Genomic DNA, 16,317 nt, shown 5'->3' with positions numbered 1-16,317 from the left:
TCGCTGCTTTATAAGTTGCTGGGTACCAATTAGGTGCCTTCGTGAAGGCTTGAGCCGTATGCAGTGAAAGTTGCACGTACGGTTCTTAGGAGGGCGACACTTGGTAACAGGTGTCGTCTATCCGACAAAAACGGGTTATGGCTGAAGATCAGCTTCTGGCACTATTACGACTGTCAGATTAGAACCCATTACTCGAATCTGTCAGTTCAATTGGGCTAACTAGTATAATTAACTTTTTATATGTAATAATAAACAACTATTTTTTTAAATTTTCAGTCTCAATGCGGTTATTTATGTACAAATCATACTGCCGTTGAAGCTCCAACCACGTTCCCAGACCTACAGCTGTTGCTTTGGCTAACTTAGCTGCTAAATAAGGCTTTATATCAACCTTTTCATTAAGGAAGTTTGATAATAGTCTTGACGAGATACCTAAACGAAGGGCTATTTCTTCGTTCGTCATGCCATCCATTTGCTTTGAGCAGTTTCGCTTGAAAAAATTTGAAGGGTGTTTCCTGAAACCTATATCAGGACGCTTCTTATACTTGAGCATAGCTAATGGTTTGCTCTGTACCACTTTTATAAAACTTAAATTAGTCTTTTTGGGCATATTCGCCTCCTAAAGGTTAATACACTTAATTGTAGGTGCTCCTTCTCCTTGATAAATATTCGAGATAAAGGGCTTCACTTGCTGGACGACATTTTTTAGCAACATCATCTAGCCAATTATAATATTCATTCAGTCGCTCAGCCGTCCATCCATCAGGTATAGCTGTAGCATTCGAACAGATATCAGCTAGCTTTATACGTTTAACAGAGTTAGGGGCAACTGAGAGCTTATTAAGGGCAGCAGCTCTTCGTTCTATTAGTGTTAACTTCTTGTCATCTGTTAAAGCGTTTACTAAGTCGATAACTTCGCTACCAAACTTTCTTGCAATCATCTTTCGTGTAATATTAGTATCTTCAATGCTGTCATGGAGTGCCGCAGCACATAACTCATGAACATCACTAACTTTCCCAACATCTATCAATAAATCAACGACTTCAAGTATGTGATTAATATAAGGAGTAGCATCAGACTTTCTTCGCTGATTTGAATGGTATGTTGCGGCTAACAAAAGGGAGCCTGATAATAGTTCAAGTCTTTTCATTCAAAAATGTATCACCTAGAGAGATATACCAAATCATTAATTCGTGCAATATCTTGCAGCTCATAAACTCGGAACATCAGGGTACTATTAAGCTTTTCAATTTCTTTTAAAGCAACAATCGCGTCATCACGTTCCTTCCGGTACTTTTCCTTTAATTCACGTTCTTTTTTTAACTTACACTTTAAAACTTCAACTGCCGTTAAGCTATTTTTATCATTAGCCGATACATCAAGTACTGAATCATAGCTCTGATTGAACTCTTTGATTAAAGGCTTAGCACGCTCAACGAAATCTTCAAATTTATGAATGTAGCTATGCCCTAAACCAGCCTCATTATTGATTCGGTTTAAGCTTAATTTACCTGCTTTTCTCACACGCTCAGGTTTGCCATCTAATAGACGTTTTAACGCAGCTTCTAAACGAGCCTGCGTGGTATTTCGTGAAACCATCTTATACCTCTTTTATATCCATAACACCTTTAACAACGTCGTAAAACTCTTCATATCTCAAGTTATGTTTTTTGATAGTCAATTCATTACGCAAGATCTTCTGCTTCATGCCTATCAGTATACTATTCATCATAGGGTCACCTGTATTCATATCTCTAAAGCTTTGAATAAGTCGCTTATTCTGGCGAAGAATTACCTTAGCTTCTTTGTCTGTTACTACTTGGTGCTCACATGGTTTTATCTCACCCGCAAACTGACCAATACCACATACGCGGCTACACTTAGTATTCATGCAGTAACCGCCTGTAGGAAGTTTTACAACTGAGAGCGTGCCGTTACTTACCAAAGCTTTGATCTCTTCACGGCTCATGTAAACCTTATGCCCATCTTGCAACTGCTTAAACTTATCTTCTGCTATACGCTCACCGCCAGCACCACTCAAAGTTTCCGATTTGTTGAAGATGTCATCGAAGATGTCGACACCCATTTCGATACCTTCTTTGTTCATCTTTTCAAGCAGTTCGTGATCCATCAATACATCTTCCATAGCCTGTAAACTAGCGTTGTTTGCGTAGTAGTTGGACATTTGAAGGTTGCTATGTTTGTACTGGAACTTAATAGTTGTAGCTGAGCCAAAACCATAGCGCTTGAAGAATACCGCGAAGCTACGACGAAAGTCATGTGCTGTGAGCTTAGGTAGAGTTCCACCTATCTTCAATTGCCCCTCACGGCTTGGATTAAGACGGTTAAACTCTTCCACATCGGCTTGCGTCGCTAAAAAGCCTGAGCTTTGTATAAAACTATTAAATTTTCTACTCATATCCTGTATGCAATAGTTCGACTTAACTGCTGATGCTTTAAGACTTAAAAATGCACTGGTAATTTGCCTTGCACGATGGGCGTATACTTGGGTGCTTACTAGCCCACCTCTTAGGTCGTCATTATTCTTCTCTTCGTAGGTATCGCGTAAAAACTGCGTCATGTCGTGCGCCAACTCTAGCGCGTCTTTCGCCACTTCACTTGTCTGCCATGTTTCTTGAATGACCTGCCCGTTTCTTTTCGTTTCTTCTCCACGAAGTGTGGGGATTTTATTTCCCCCTATTTCCTTATAACTATCTTTGTTCATACTCGCTAGTTCACCAAAGCGCACACCACTGAACGCGAGACAAACTATCGCACATGAAAGCTGTATCCTACCTAACTCGCGCCCGTCCCGTGTCAATCTAAAATTTGGGATACCATTTGATAGCGCCATAATTCGAGAGTTAATTCTATTGTTGAATGTATACACAGGACGAGTTGCATCGCGACGCTCATTTTCTTCAAGATAGATTTTCTCAAGCTCTGCTTGCGCATCGTTCATAATGTAACGATATGGGTGGTAGGTTTCCACTGTTTCAAGTGCAGAGGCAATAATGCGTTGGTACATGCTAATCGGGATTGCAATATGCTGCTCAACCTCTTTTACCACCCAACCTGTAATTTCAAGGCCATTCACCTTTATTACGCACAAACCCGACTTATTAAATAGATTTAGTACGGTTATTATATTGTTGGCAGTGGTTTCACTGAGTTTTGATTCTTGTATGTGTTTTTTCAGTTTCACTTTAAATATCTTGTATACGCGATCATCTGAAAAGCTTGCCCAGTCAGCATTTTTATTGACAAGCATGATATGCGACAGCCCAAGCTTCCAGCTCATTACTTGACTTAGAGAAGCTAGCTCTCCTTCTAGCTCTTTGTACATTTTACTTAAAAAGGCCAGTGTTGATTGAATATCTGCTCGGAAGGCTTCATCAACCGCTTTAAAAGAAATAACTGAGCCGCCATTAACCCGAGTTTTTTCTTGCCCTGAGAAATCCCACAGTAGGTCAAACACACGACTCAGAGGCGCTTCGTCTGGATGTTTCGTTACCACGTAATTCTCATTATAACTAGGTACAACGTTTAATCTCATTTGAGTTGAGCTGTTCATCCGAATATCTCCAACAGGTCGTTTAGGCTATACACATTTGAATATAGCGGGTGTGGCTTCTCTTTCGACACTTCAAGGGCTTGGTTGTAGTTAGCTTTATTTTTCTCTTGAAAGCCTTCTAAAACACTAGTTATTGTTTGCAAGAGGTCTGTATACTTGCGCTCAGGCATTGAATTTATAGAGGGCGTTTGTAGCAACTGTTTCAGTGTTTCTTTGAAGCTCAGCATTAGCCATATATCATCGACATCAGTTACAAACGCATGCTCGTCACAACTAAAGCACTGTAAAAAATCAGTACAAACTTCTTCATGCTTGTCTGTAATAACCCCTGCCTTCTTTAAAGATTTATTGATAAGAGATGCTGCTCCTTTACGGTTATCGTTGCATCGAGTTCCAGTAGGGGTTCGTGCCTCATGCGTTCGGTCTTCACCCTTTCTCAACCTTTGATACTCGTAATCATCTAAAATATCACCATGGTAAAACTTCGCTTCCTCAACGGCTTCGTTAACATCCTGACCTCTCACTATTGATAGTTTGGCGCTCATAGCCGCGCTTAAGTTCTTCGCATGTTCTTTTGTAGTTCCGTGAATGTACGTCCGTGCTGTTACTTCCATTGAGTTATTATTGCTCATAGCAACGAGGTACACTGACTCGGTAACACGGTATAATGTATCCGACTTGGTTTTTCTAAGTTTAGAAGGGGTTATTTCTGTTAGCCCCATGCGTGCTAATAGGCCGTTTATTGTTCGATATGCTTTCCCTTGGGTTTGATTATATGAAACAACCTCATTGTCTTTAGTGAAATAAGGGAACAAGTATGCTTCCTCATCACCCTCTGCCATGATTTTTGCCACATTAAGCCAAGACTCAATAAATCTTTTCGCATGTGTACTGAACCCCATTGCGTTATCTTGCTCTTGGTAGCCTGCGCGCCCCTTAACCGAATTTAAAATAAAGTTACCGCCTTGCACCTCTTTAAACGATACATCAGCGATTCGCATTCCAGCCAATGGCTTAGTATTCATACCTGTGAACATATAAGTCAGCATCATGGCAACTTTAGTGATAATGTTATTGGGGTGTACTTGGCATAGAGCCTTTTTGAATACACCTCTATAGCCTGCAAGAGTACGACCTTTTAGCTTACGTTTGGTAGCTTCTTTTTCAACTAGCTCTTCATCATACAAAGGATGCAGATCAGGCGTTGTCTTTTCATTAAAGTGTTTTAATAGAACGTTATATGCCCTAAAAAGCGCTTTAACCGTAGGTTTAAGCTCACTTTCTAAATCCAAAGCCTTGTGGTGTTGCATTGAAGCTCTCACCCCCTTTATAGTCGGCAGCCGTGCAGCCTCTTGGCTATGATTGGTTTGTCTTAGGAGCCATGAAATAACACTTTTTCGTTCCCTATAGTTAGGTATCGACATACTCCCTAACTTATTTTGCTGCTGGCACCACCCCATGTAGGTGTCGATTAGCTCGATGGCTAGGTAACCGTCTTTGGGAACCTGCTGGTTTGTAGCATCTATCCACTTAAGATAATGTGTTAATCCATAAAAATGACCTAACGTGGTACGGTTCACGTTTTCGCTCATTAGTCGGTAACACTCACGAACAAAATCATCCCGACCAGCATCAATCAATTCCTGTCCTGTTTTAAATTCTTGCCCCTTAACACTTATCGCTGGGCATCCTTTGTATTTCAAACGCTTAAAATAACCACATCCTGTCCCTTGTACCTTAATCACCATATCCTCAATTCGAAGTGGCTCAACCGTCGCCTTTGGCGCGACCATCTCTTTCGAGGGAAGTAATGATTTACGTTTATTGCTCATCGTTCATCTCACCGTGTGTCAGGTCACTATCGTCTACATCAATGCAATCAAACACACCTAAGTAATCTAAAACGTCCTCGTAGATTTCATCGCCTGTAGGCTCATCCTGAGCGATTTTTAAGTACATTAGCGTCGTAGCTTCTTCTTCATGGCCTAAGCATTCTGAAACCTGCGCAAGCGCAATATCTGACGTTGTCTTGCGTAATAAAGTTCTGAACAGGGTGACAGCGAAGGTAGAACGTAAGTTATGTATGGTTCCTTTAATTTTACGACCTGTTTTCTTCTCTACGGTTGCACGTACTTCATTCCAACGAGTGTTCGCTTCTGTGGGTTTTGTGAAAAGCGGTACACCCGTTTGACTGATAAACAGATATTTTTTGTTCTCGTGAATACTATCTTCCGCAGCGAAGAACGCCTTATTACCCTCAACTCGTTTTACCTCACAAAGAGCTTTAAATTTTGCTAAGCGCTTCTGATAACGGTCACTTCGACTGTAGTTGTATAGCAGGCGCATAGTGCGAGTTGGGATAATAGTGCGACGTGATTTATTACCGCCACCTTTAGTCTTTGTAAGCGAACCGTACTCACCGCCAACACCGATACGCATTAGGGGTTTTGTAAGATCGGGGGGAACAATTTGACCTAGATGAAGGCTTGCTACCTCTTCTTTTCGTAAACCTGTATAACGCGACACAAGGAAAAATAAACAAAACTCAATGGGCAGCGACACCAACTTCAATTCACCTCCGACGTTCTTAACAACTTTTTGTGTATCCGTCAGAATTTTTTCAACTTGCTTCCATTCGCTATTTGCTAAAGGGCGCAAGTCTCGACGTGAAGAAGGTAAAGCGCCGCCGTCGTTTTTCTTAGATTTACCAAAATTCAAACGTAAGTCTGTCGTGTGGATATCAATAGCCATATAAGCCTGCATGCTTGTGCCACCTGCTGTGAAGTGGAGTGGGATAACTTCATGCTCGAACGGTTTATTATTAAACTCGTAACCACTACGCAGGTGAAATGAGTAAAATTTCGTAACGGCGTTCATATAGGCTGTTGCAGTCGTTCTAGCTATGCGACGGCTTGGATCACTTTCATCTAACACCGCTTTTTTTAATGCTACACGGTACTGATAAGTGATTTTTTTACTTTTTGTCGGTGGAAACCAATCCCATCTAGGTCTAGGTAGATCGACTAACTCGTCGTAAAAGTCTTCGTCATATCCTTCATCCCAAAGTTCTTGTGAAGCAATTAAAAAAGAAAAAAAGTGAACTAAGCCTTTACTGTACTGATCTGATTCTTGTTTATCTTCGTCTATGTGGTGAGCTAAGAGGAATCTATTTACATAATCCATCGGCTCATAAGAAGTGACTTTGCCTGACTCGTCGCGACCAACAAGGTTTAATAAAGTAACTCTTTTTATATAGGTAGGTGATTGCTTGGAATACTCAACAGAAAGCTCCCCGTGTTCATCAACTGAAACTAAGGGGGTCCGATACGTGTAAGGTTTAATTTCTGTTGTTTTTATTTCATAGTAAACTTTCATATACAATCACTCTGAAATCGTTAAAAGTCGAGTGAATGAATAGAAAGCAACAAAATTTGGCTGTGACGAGTCCCCAAAATGTAAAAAGGCAAACAATTCTTCGAGCCACACAGCCTGATAGTGCAATTTTTTTTGTGATTTGGGTGTAAACATTGAATCCGCCTTTCATACTGGCGGACAAAACTCATGCCGCCAAGGTTAATACTTGGTTAAACATAAGTCTCGATTCGGAAGGTTGTAAGTGTATCTCTATATACTAGAATTAATAATATGACGATTAATTTTATTTATCAACAAAACTTTTCATTACAGCTATTGAAGACAAAACTTTGACTTATTGGCATCTGCATCAAGAGCATTCCAAATTAATTCAATTAAGCCAGCTTTTGGCTTCCCTGATGCGACCTTTGACAGATGATCCTTTTGAACTTGAATTTCAAACTTCTTATTAACTTCCATGTTAATTTCTCAGCACTCTTTATTTTACATACAGTATATGCAGATTTATATAACAACAACTACTTATATCGATTGTCTCTTTAACAATTAATGTATTGAGTGTAATTATGTAAACAGGAAGCCAAAGCTCCCTGTAACAGAATGATAATTAGATAATAAGTAAGCAAAAGCCCCCACACTAACATCACTAAACCCGAATTAAGTTTCACAACTTAAAAAGTGTATAGTTACTCTTTAGTGTAAATAACGTTAGGGTGATCGTCCCAGTCGTCATCCCAATCATCATCGTCTTGAGATGTTGCTTTCTGATGGTAAGTATCCCACTTAAATTCAACTTCTTCTTTCTCTTCTTCAGCGAATTTTTCTTTCGGCATACTATCAAGCAGCGCCATGATGTCATGACATAATGCTTGGGTATTTTGCTTATTTGCTGCAGAGATGCGGTAAACATTAGTTTCTTCACCTAGCTCTTGAGCAATCTCATTACATAGCGCTTCAGCTTCATCTTCCGGCAATAAATCAATCTTATTGAAAACTAACCAACGCGGCTTTTCTGCAAGTTTAGGGCTGTATTGGTGCAGCTCGTTAATAATTGCAAAGGCATTATCCACAGGGTTAGTGCCATCAACTGGCATAATATCAATAATGTGTAGTAATACACGACAACGCTCTAAGTGCTTTAAGAAGCGAATACCAAGGCCTGCACCTTCTGAAGCCCCTTCAATAAGACCTGGAATATCAGCAATCACAAATGATTTATTTGCATCAGGACGAACCACGCCTAAGTTAGGAATTAGCGTCGTAAACGGATAATCCGCCACTTTTGGTTTCGCTGCTGAAACACTGCGAATAAACGTTGATTTTCCGGCATTTGGTAAGCCAAGTAAGCCAACATCTGCAAGTAACATTAACTCTAAACGTAGGCTGCGAACTTCACCAGGTGTACCTAGTGTCTTTTGACGTGGTGCGCGGTTAGTACTTGATTTAAAACGTGCATTTCCCAAGCCATGGAAACCACCTTTCGCAACTACAATTTTTTGACCATGTTTAGTTAAATCACCTAGTGACTCTTCAGTGTCAACGTCAGTGATACGCGTACCTACAGGTACTTTAAGCGTCAAATCAGCGCCCTTTTTACCTGTCATGTTACGGCTTTGGCCATTTGTGCCGCGCTCTGCTTTATGAAAACGCTCAAATTGATAGTCAATTAAGGTATTTAAGTTTTCATCGGCTTGTAGATAAACGCTGCCGCCATCGCCGCCATCGCCGCCATCAGGACCGCCGTCTGGTACATATTTTTCACGTCGGAAAGATACGACACCGCTGCCGCCATCACCCGCGTCACAACGAATTTCTACTTCATCTACAAACTTCATGATTACTCACTTTAAGATTGGCTTGTTAATAACTCTATTATATACCTAAGCCCTTCTGATTGCAGGCTTAGCTTAGATATATATTTATACGCCTTATTATTTGCCTTAAAACAAAAAACCCCGCAAAGGCGGGGTTTTTCAAATATCGAGATGATTACTCAGCTACGATATTTACGTATTTACGGTTTAAAGGACCTTTCTGTTCGAATTGAACTTTACCATCTGCTTTTGCGAAGATAGTGTGGTCTTTACCGATACCTACGTTTGCGCCAGCGTGGAAACGAGTACCACGTTGACGAACAATGATGCTACCCGCTAGAACTGATTCGCCACCAAAACGCTTAACACCTAGGCGTTTGCTTTCTGAATCGCGACCGTTACGAGTACTACCAGCTGCTTTTTTATGTGCCATTTCTCAGTACCTCTAATTAAGCGCTAATGCCAGTGATTTTAACTTCAGTGAACCATTGACGATGGCCCATTTGCTTACGAGAATGCTTACGACGTCTAAATTTAACAATCTTCACTTTCTCACCGCGACCGTGTGAAACAACCTCAGCTGTTACTTTACCACCGTTTACGAACGGTACACCGATCTCGATTTTCTCACCATCAGCAACTAAAAGTACTGAATCAAATTCAACTGCTGCACCAGTTTCAACGTCTAATTTTTCAAGACGAATTGTTTGACCTTCAGTCACACGGTGCTGTTTACCACCACTTTGGAAAACCGCGTACATAATTAACTCCGTCTGTGCGCCCTCAAATCGACGCAACTAAAATATTCTTCAATAGGGCGCGAAGTTTACGCTAATGCGCAAAAACTAGCAAGCCTCTTTTGCTATAAAATGAATAAAAAATAGCTGCATTGAGAGCAATTCAATATTTTTCCTTATTCTATCCTAAAAACAACGTATGCCAAGCGGTTTTTACGATCTCATGACAATTAAATTAACACGTCAAAAGCGCCGTTAAATAAATGCAAGCATGTTTACTATTCAACCAAACAACTACAATTAACTGTTCAAATTTGATTTAAAATAAAAAACTTTACAGTGTTTTTTTACTGAATCAGCACAAAATATCGAGCAAGTGCTTTTTTTGTTGTACAATCAGCCTCGTATACCCATAAATATTGGCTCGGAGATCAATGGATATAAAAGCTATCCAGACGTTAATCGATCATGAGATGAATGACGTCAATCAACTTATACATGCCCAAATGCGCTCAGATGTCGCATTGGTCAATCAACTCGGTTTATATATAGTAAACAGCGGTGGTAAGCGTGTTCGCCCTATGTTGGCCATTTTAGCAGCAAAAGCTTTAGGCTATGAAGGTAAAGACCACATTACACTGGCCACTATCATCGAATTTATTCACACTGCAACTTTACTGCATGATGATGTTGTTGATGAGTCACATTTACGTCGTGGTACGCCTACAGCAAATGCTGAGTTTGGCAATGCCGCTAGCGTGCTAGTTGGTGATTTTATTTACACACGCTCATTTCAGTTGATGGTTGGTCTTGGTAAAATGCCAATCATGGAAATTTTAGCTGATGCAACGAATGTCATTGCTGAAGGTGAAGTATTACAGCTAATGAACTGTAACGATCCTGACACCACAGAACAAAGCTATATGCAGGTCATTTACAGCAAAACAGCTAAGTTATTTGAAGCAGCAACTGGCCTTGCAGCAATTATCACTGAACAAGATGATAAAACGCTTGAGGCATTAAACCTTTATGGCATGCATTTAGGAACAGCCTTTCAGCTTGTTGATGATGTGCTTGATTACAACGCCGATGCTGAGCAACTTGGTAAAAATATTGGTGATGATTTAGCCGAGGGTAAACCTACCTTACCGCTTATTTATGCCATGCAAAAAGGCACGCCAGAGCAAATCAAGCTCGTTCGTGAAGCAATTGAACTTGGCAATGGTATGGATCACCTAGACAGTATTCTTGAGGCGTTAGCTGATACCAAAGCACTTGAGTTTACAATGCAAAAGGCAGAGCAAGAGGCAGATAAAGCCATCGCCTGTATTGCATTTTTACCAGAAACGCCATACAAGCAAGCATTAGAGAGCTTGGCACGCATCGCCGTTGCCCGCGATCATTAAACTCTATTTATTCGAGCCATTAAAAAAGCCTGCATATGCAGGCTTTTTTGTTTTAGGTGCTTTAATAGCACCTATCATCTATCGAAATTAACCGTTGATGAAATCAACACCTTCTTGGATGTCTTTATTAAGCGTTTCAAGCATGTCGTTTTTAGCTTGCTCTTCGAAAGCGCTTAATTCACCGTAAGAAAGAATTTCTTCAACACCGTTCTTACCTAAACGTACTGGGTGTGCAAAGTATGCTGCGTCACCGTTTTCAACTGCAACGTATGCGTAATCAACCACTTCTTCACCTTGTAAGCCTTTAACTAAAGACATACAGAAACGTGCTGCTGCTGCACCCATTGAAAGAGTCGCTGAACCGCCACCCGCTTTAGCGTTAACAACTTCAGTACCTGCGTTTTGGATACGTGGAGTTAATGCTGCGACTTCTTCGTCAGTGAAAGTAACACCTTCAACTTGAGATAGAAGAGGAAGGATTGTAGTGCCTGAGTGGCCACCGATCACTGGAACTTTAACGTCAGTAGCGCTTAAACCTTTAAGTTCAGCAACAAATGCTTCTGAACGGATCACGTCAAGTGTTGTGATACCGAATACACGGCCAGCATCGTAAGTACCCGCTTTTTTGAATACTTCAGCAACGATTGGCACAGTGCCGTTTACTGGGTTAGTAATGATACCAACTAACGCTTTAGGACAGTTTTTAACGATGCCTTCAGCTAATGTTTTGATGATACCTGCGTTTACGTTGAAAAGGTCCGCACGGTCCATACCAGGCTTACGCGGCATACCCGCTGGGATAAGAACGATATCACAACCAGCTAAAGCATCGTCTAGGTTATCAGCACCGAAACCTTCAACTTTAACGTCTGTTGGGATGTGAGAAAGATCAACCGCTACACCAGGAACAACAGGGGCAACATCGTATAATGATAATTCAGAACCTGCAGGTAAACTTGTTTTTAATAATAAAGACAATGCTTGGCCGATACCGCCAGCTGCGCCTAAAACAGCAACTTTCATTGGAATTCTCCGTAATTTGAGGTAGGAAATATTTGTGGCCCTAAAGATAATGAAATTAGCGACTAAAAACAAATTTATCCTGCTTATTTCGCGTATAATTTCGACCATAGTTGTAAACTATACTGTAAACACACAGCATTTAGGGCGAGAAATGTAAACTAGTACTGCATAAGTATGCAGAGTTGTGTAGAATTACTTCACGTTTTATGACTACAGATACGGCAACATGCAACCACAAGACAAACAAGAAGCACTAATCAAAGCGTTCAAAGCGCTATTAAAAGAAGAAAACTTCGGCTCACAAGGTGAGATTGTCGAAGCATTAAAAGATCAAGGCTTCGACAACATAAGCCAAAGTAAAGTCTCTCGCATGTTAAGTAAGTTTGGCGCGGTACGCACCCGTAATGCAAAACAAGAAATGGTGTATTGCTTACCCGCTGAAATGGGAGTACCAACAGCGAAAAGCCCATTGCGTCAACTCGTTATCGATATTATGCATAACGAAATGATGATTATTATTCGTACCAGCCCAGGTGCAGCACAACTTATCGCGCGCTTACTAGACTCATTAGGTAAAGCTGATGGGGTACTTGGTACAATTGCAGGTGACGACACAATTTTTATCGCTCCTGCAAAGATTTCTGAAATAGATGTCACGCTTGATCGCGTGCGCACTTTATTCGATACAGTTTAAAGCTGCTTCAAAAAGTTTACTGACGGGGCGAAAAACGCCGACCCCATATCGGCTTGAGTAAAATCAAGCCAATGGTCGTAGCAATCGCCCTGCCCCAAGCGACTCTTTAATACCTGCTCAAACGCATCACCTTGCGCGGCACATGACACCATTAAAATACCCTGCTTATGAACATCACCAAACGGCATGCTCTGATTAAGTATCAACGGCTGGCCATTTTCATCTTTTAGTTCACTACGAACTGCATGACTAGTTTCGAGTGCAGGCATAATTAAGGTGTTATCAAGCCGAGTACGCCCCATAATTTGCTCTTGCTCTGATAACGACAAATGTTGCCAAACACTTAAATCGTGCACAAAGCGCTGAACATGAATGTAGCTGCCTTGATCTTCAAAATGCCCCGGTCTGTCTATCAATGCCGTACTGCGTTTTTGTCTACCATGAGGGGTGTCACCCGCATAAATAAAGCCGTTAAAGTCGCGGCCATCTAAAAAACGAAAGTTACGCACTTGCTCCACAAGCTCTACATCTGGCGTAAATAATTTCAGGATCTGTAGGGCAAAAAGATGATTAACATCTTCACGGTCTGAACGAATTTGTACAAATAAATCAAATGGCTGTGCACTCATAACATGTTCACTATGAGTCACATTAGGAAAGCTTTGTAATTGACTTGGAATAAACTCAGGCAAAATATGCGGCCAATATTGCGCACCAAGCGCAACCACGCACGACAGCATGGCTTCTGAGAACTGATCCGCAAACTCATCTTGAATGACGCTCACGCGTTTTAGCTTTTTACGTAATGACTCGTCATGGCCATCATAAACATTAAAAAACAGGTGCAAACCATGTAAGTTTGCTTCAGCACAAATCCCAGATTGCGCTTGCGCCATAGTGAATCCTTAGCTTCTCGTTATTTGCACCTAGCCAAGAATTCAAGATTGTTAAGCAGTACTAATCATGAAAAAAATTGACTGTGTGCGGCATTATTTTTATTTTTACAGGCTGCTCAACTGCAAACACGCGGTCTTGCTCTGCAGCGACTTCACACTCCTGCCCCGCTATATTCACACGATAAACATAACGTGTGCCTATAAAGCGTCTGTGCAAAATTGTCAGGCTATTTTCATCACTCTGATCAGCTTCACATAACTGAATATAATGAGGCCGTACATAAACTTGCCCTTGTTTGTGAGCACTGTTATTTACTGTGAGTGAATGTATTACACCAAACGCCGTTTCGTATTCAGTTGGCGTTAAGACTTTCGCCGTTAAGTATATGCCTGTACCAAGAAACTCTGCAACCTCCTTTGAGTTAGGTTGGCTAAATAACTGTTCTGATGAGCCTTGTTGGGCTATTTTTCCACCATGCATTACAGCCAAGGTGTCAGCAAACGCAAACGCCTCTTCCTTCGAATGGGTAACAAACACTGCAGATACTTGCTGAGCTTTAATGATACGGCGGATGTCGGCAATTAACTCAAAGCGAACCTGCGTATCGATATTAGAAAATGGCTCATCAAGTAATAACAAGCTGGGTTTATAAGCAAGCGCACGAGCAATTGCAACACGCTGTTGTTGACCACCTGATAATTGATGCGGATAACGTTCTGCACAGCCAGTTAACTTAACTAAGCTCAGCATTTCATCCACGCGATCACGCTTTTGCGACTTACTCATATTGGTTAAACCAAATGCAATATTGTCGCTCACCGATAAGTGAGGAAATAACGCGTAATCTTGAAACATCATGCCAATATTACGTTTTTCTGGTGCAACAAAATGCTTATCATCATTAACGACTAGCGAATCAATACTCATAAAACCTTGTGAGGGCTCTATAATTCCGGCAATCGCTTTTAAAGTCGTTGTTTTACCGCAACCACTTGCCCCAAGCAGGCAGACGATTTCGTCTTGTTCAACATTCAAGTTAAGCGCATCCAATACCTTAGTGCCATTGTATTGATAAGCTAAATTTTTAATTATCAAATGACTCATGAGTGATTTTGCTCCATCGAACGATTAACGAAATACAAAGGAATAAGCCCGACTAACACAATAAATAGGGCTGAGATAGACGCTAACTCTAACTGCTCATCACTAACATATTGAAAAACATGAGTTGCAAGAGTTTCAAAATTAAACGGTCGTAATAACAAGGCCGCGGGTAGCTCTTTCATACATTCAATAAATACCAGAAGCCCAGCGGTTAAAATGCCGCGTTTAAGTAAAGGCAGATGTACTTTATACAAGGTTTGAAATGCACTTTTACCCATAGATTGACTTGCCATATCAAGAGAAGGGCTAATACGTAAAAAACTGCTTTCAAGGGCGCCATGTGCAATCGCGTAAAAGCGCACAATATACGCAAAAATCATCGCAAATAATGTCCCACTCAGAAGTAAGCCCGGCGATAAACCTATTGGTTCAAGCCATTGATTAAGTGCATCATCAATTTGTGTTAGTGGTAACAATACCGCAATCGCCAGTACCGTACCCGGTAGCGCATAACCCGTACTTGCTAAACGCCCCGGAATAAGTGGATACGCTTGTTTAGCAATACGCTGATAAAACAGTACCAACAAGCTAAGAAGGATTGTCACTAGGCTGACAACAATGGCGACTTTAAAGCTCTGCCAAGCATAATTAAAAAATGCCCCATTCCATGCTTCATCCGCATAAACAATGGCGTATTTAACAAGCACTCCAACTGGCAAGATAAAAGCAAGTACCAGCACAACTGTGCAGACTAAACTTGCAGCCCATGCTGTGCTACCTTTTAAGCGATATAAGGTTGCGCTGTTAATGCTCGACTGGCGTTCATACACAGCTTGATTACGACGACTAAAGCGCTCAACCATAATAGTGAGAAACAAAATAAGCAGCATAATGCCTGATATTTTTGCCGCAGCGGTTAATGAATAATAGCCAAGCCAGGTATCGTAAACAGCGGTCGTTAATGTGCTCACTGCAAAGTAATTAACAGTGGCAAAATCAGCCATAGCTTCCATACTGATTAACGTAACTCCTGCCACAATTGCCCCTCGACCAAGCGGTAAACTTACCCGTAAAAAGCTTTGTAATGGCGATAACCCCATTAACTGACTAGCTTGCACTAATTTAAAAGATTGCTCTCTTAAGGCCGTTTTAAAAATAAGATAAAGATACGGATACAGCACTAATGCAATCATAATAATTGCACCCGGCAAAGTTCGAATATCAAAAAACCAATAATCATCGGGTGACTGCCAATCAAACCAGTCCCTGAGCGCAATTTGCACAGGCCCAGCATAATCAAGTAAGTCCGTATAAACATAAGCAATGAGATAAGTTGGCATTGCCAAAGGCAGCATCAGTGCCCATTCAAAGTGTTTTCGACCAGGAAATTCACAGTACGCAGTCAACCACGCAAGCGGCAGCGCAATAACACAGCTCAATAGCCCAACCCCAGCTATGAGTACAAGGGTATTACGCGTGTAGTCCCACAAAACAGTATCGAATAAATGCTGAAAGACATCCGAACCACCTTGCAGAGATTCAAACAATAAAAAACCTAGCGGCGTAACAAGTAGCAAACCGATTAGCCAAGCCAATACTTGCCAACGCGACAACGAAAACTTCACATGCATAAGTGGATTAATACCAGATAAAATAAAAGCTGTTAAAAAACAGCTTTTATAAAAGACGAGG

16 protein-coding genes are annotated in these 16,317 nt (G+C 41.0%); 2 read left to right on the top strand and 14 right to left on the bottom strand.

Features of this window, described 5'->3' with window-relative positions:
• Window positions 1–256 precede the first annotated feature (256 nt).
• The 10 genes from L1267_RS04985 to rplU all read right to left on the bottom strand — a co-directional run bounded on the left by L1267_RS04985 (window position 257) and on the right by rplU (window position 9,525).
• Window positions 257–610: a helix-turn-helix domain-containing protein gene (locus L1267_RS04985; protein WP_235382255.1), complete on the bottom strand. Its 354-nt coding sequence runs from the start codon at window positions 608–610 to the stop codon at window positions 257–259.
• 25 nt (window positions 611–635) lie between these two features.
• Window positions 636–1,118, bottom strand: coding sequence for an HD domain-containing protein (locus tag L1267_RS04980; protein WP_235382254.1), 483 nt, complete (start codon window positions 1,116–1,118; stop codon window positions 636–638).
• Window positions 1,119–1,162: 44 nt separating this feature from the next.
• Window positions 1,163–1,600: a hypothetical protein gene (locus tag L1267_RS04975; protein ID WP_235382253.1), complete on the bottom strand. Its 438-nt coding sequence runs from the start codon at window positions 1,598–1,600 to the stop codon at window positions 1,163–1,165.
• A gap of 1 nt (window position 1,601) precedes the next feature.
• Window positions 1,602–3,575: a hypothetical protein gene (locus tag L1267_RS04970; protein WP_235382252.1), complete on the bottom strand. Its 1,974-nt coding sequence runs from the start codon at window positions 3,573–3,575 to the stop codon at window positions 1,602–1,604.
• Window positions 3,572–5,407, bottom strand: coding sequence for a hypothetical protein (locus L1267_RS04965; RefSeq protein WP_235382251.1), 1,836 nt, complete (start codon window positions 5,405–5,407; stop codon window positions 3,572–3,574). The genes L1267_RS04970 and L1267_RS04965 overlap by 4 nt, the downstream gene beginning before the upstream one ends.
• A complete protein-coding gene (locus tag L1267_RS04960; RefSeq protein ID WP_235382250.1) occupies window positions 5,397–6,758 on the bottom strand; it encodes a site-specific integrase in 1,362 nt (453 codons plus the stop codon). Before L1267_RS04960 ends, L1267_RS04965 begins: the two co-directional genes overlap by 11 nt.
• A gap of 504 nt (window positions 6,759–7,262) precedes the next feature.
• Window positions 7,263–7,409: a hypothetical protein gene (locus L1267_RS04955; RefSeq protein ID WP_235382249.1), complete on the bottom strand. Its 147-nt coding sequence runs from the start codon at window positions 7,407–7,409 to the stop codon at window positions 7,263–7,265.
• 227 nt (window positions 7,410–7,636) lie between these two features.
• On the bottom strand, window positions 7,637–8,785 hold the full coding sequence (gene cgtA, locus L1267_RS04950) for an Obg family GTPase CgtA (protein WP_235382248.1): 1,149 nt from the start codon (window positions 8,783–8,785) through the stop codon (window positions 7,637–7,639).
• A 154-nt stretch (window positions 8,786–8,939) separates the two neighbouring features.
• Window positions 8,940–9,197 carry a 50S ribosomal protein L27 gene (gene rpmA / locus L1267_RS04945; protein WP_054551015.1) on the bottom strand — a complete coding sequence of 86 codons (258 nt, stop codon included), beginning with the start codon at window positions 9,195–9,197 and terminating at the stop codon, window positions 8,940–8,942.
• A 16-nt stretch (window positions 9,198–9,213) separates the two neighbouring features.
• A complete protein-coding gene (rplU, locus tag L1267_RS04940) occupies window positions 9,214–9,525 on the bottom strand; it encodes a 50S ribosomal protein L21 (RefSeq protein WP_036965957.1) in 312 nt (103 codons plus the stop codon).
• Between the two features lie 410 nt (window positions 9,526–9,935).
• Between rplU and ispB the strand changes: the two genes are divergently transcribed.
• A complete protein-coding gene (gene ispB / locus L1267_RS04935) occupies window positions 9,936–10,907 on the top strand; it encodes an octaprenyl diphosphate synthase (RefSeq protein ID WP_135926126.1) in 972 nt (323 codons plus the stop codon).
• Window positions 10,908–10,994: 87 nt separating this feature from the next.
• Here ispB and mdh read toward each other — a convergent pair whose 3' ends face one another.
• Entirely contained in the window at window positions 10,995–11,930 is a 936-nt protein-coding gene (gene mdh, locus L1267_RS04930) for a malate dehydrogenase (RefSeq protein ID WP_135926127.1), read from the bottom strand.
• Between the two features lie 226 nt (window positions 11,931–12,156).
• Between mdh and argR the strand changes: the two genes are divergently transcribed.
• Window positions 12,157–12,624 (top strand): transcriptional regulator ArgR, encoded by a 468-nt coding sequence (gene argR, locus L1267_RS04925; RefSeq protein ID WP_138557014.1) that lies wholly within the window; start codon window positions 12,157–12,159, stop codon window positions 12,622–12,624.
• Here argR and L1267_RS04920 read toward each other — a convergent pair.
• The 3 genes from L1267_RS04920 to L1267_RS04910 form a co-directional block, all read right to left on the bottom strand.
• Window positions 12,621–13,520, bottom strand: coding sequence for a Dyp-type peroxidase (locus L1267_RS04920; protein ID WP_135926128.1), 900 nt, complete (start codon window positions 13,518–13,520; stop codon window positions 12,621–12,623). The genes argR and L1267_RS04920 overlap by 4 nt on opposite strands.
• 61 nt (window positions 13,521–13,581) lie before the next feature.
• Entirely contained in the window at window positions 13,582–14,625 is a 1,044-nt protein-coding gene (locus tag L1267_RS04915) for an ABC transporter ATP-binding protein (protein ID WP_135926129.1), read from the bottom strand.
• The gene (locus L1267_RS04910; RefSeq protein WP_235382247.1) at window positions 14,622–16,256 is read right to left on the bottom strand and encodes an ABC transporter permease; all 1,635 of its coding nucleotides are present in this window, start codon (window positions 16,254–16,256) and stop codon (window positions 14,622–14,624) included. Before L1267_RS04910 ends, L1267_RS04915 begins: the two co-directional genes overlap by 4 nt.
• Window positions 16,257–16,317: the final 61 nt, after the last annotated feature.

This window comes from Pseudoalteromonas sp. OFAV1 (assembly GCF_021532595.1).
Lineage (GTDB): Bacteria > Pseudomonadota > Gammaproteobacteria > Enterobacterales > Alteromonadaceae > Pseudoalteromonas > Pseudoalteromonas lipolytica_C.
Note: the sequence above shows the minus strand (reverse complement) of the source record. Positions and strands in the feature narration are given on the sequence as shown.

Bases quoted from the DNA above. Each gene is read 5' to 3' on its own strand.
- rpmA (WP_054551015.1), bottom strand. From the start codon at position 9,197: ATGGCACATAAAAAAGCAGCTGGTAGTACTCGTAACGGTCGCGATTCA.
- argR (WP_138557014.1), top strand. From the start codon at position 12,157: ATGCAACCACAAGACAAACAAGAAGCACTAATCAAAGCGTTCAAAGCG.
- L1267_RS04985 (WP_235382255.1), bottom strand. From the start codon at position 610: ATGCCCAAAAAGACTAATTTAAGTTTTATAAAAGTGGTACAGAGCAAA.
- L1267_RS04970 (WP_235382252.1), bottom strand. From the start codon at position 3,575: ATGAACAGCTCAACTCAAATGAGATTAAACGTTGTACCTAGTTATAAT.
- L1267_RS04910 (WP_235382247.1), bottom strand. From the start codon at position 16,256: ATGCATGTGAAGTTTTCGTTGTCGCGTTGGCAAGTATTGGCTTGGCTA.
- mdh (WP_135926127.1), bottom strand. From the start codon at position 11,930: ATGAAAGTTGCTGTTTTAGGCGCAGCTGGCGGTATCGGCCAAGCATTG.
- L1267_RS04965 (WP_235382251.1), bottom strand. From the start codon at position 5,407: ATGAGCAATAAACGTAAATCATTACTTCCCTCGAAAGAGATGGTCGCG.
- L1267_RS04915 (WP_135926129.1), bottom strand. From the start codon at position 14,625: ATGAGTCATTTGATAATTAAAAATTTAGCTTATCAATACAATGGCACT.
- rplU (WP_036965957.1), bottom strand. From the start codon at position 9,525: ATGTACGCGGTTTTCCAAAGTGGTGGTAAACAGCACCGTGTGACTGAA.
- cgtA (WP_235382248.1), bottom strand. From the start codon at position 8,785: ATGAAGTTTGTAGATGAAGTAGAAATTCGTTGTGACGCGGGTGATGGC.
- ispB (WP_135926126.1), top strand. From the start codon at position 9,936: ATGGATATAAAAGCTATCCAGACGTTAATCGATCATGAGATGAATGAC.
- L1267_RS04960 (WP_235382250.1), bottom strand. From the start codon at position 6,758: ATGGATTATGTAAATAGATTCCTCTTAGCTCACCACATAGACGAAGAT.
- L1267_RS04975 (WP_235382253.1), bottom strand. From the start codon at position 1,600: ATGGTTTCACGAAATACCACGCAGGCTCGTTTAGAAGCTGCGTTAAAA.
- L1267_RS04920 (WP_135926128.1), bottom strand. From the start codon at position 13,520: ATGGCGCAAGCGCAATCTGGGATTTGTGCTGAAGCAAACTTACATGGT.
- L1267_RS04955 (WP_235382249.1), bottom strand. From the start codon at position 7,409: ATGGAAGTTAATAAGAAGTTTGAAATTCAAGTTCAAAAGGATCATCTG.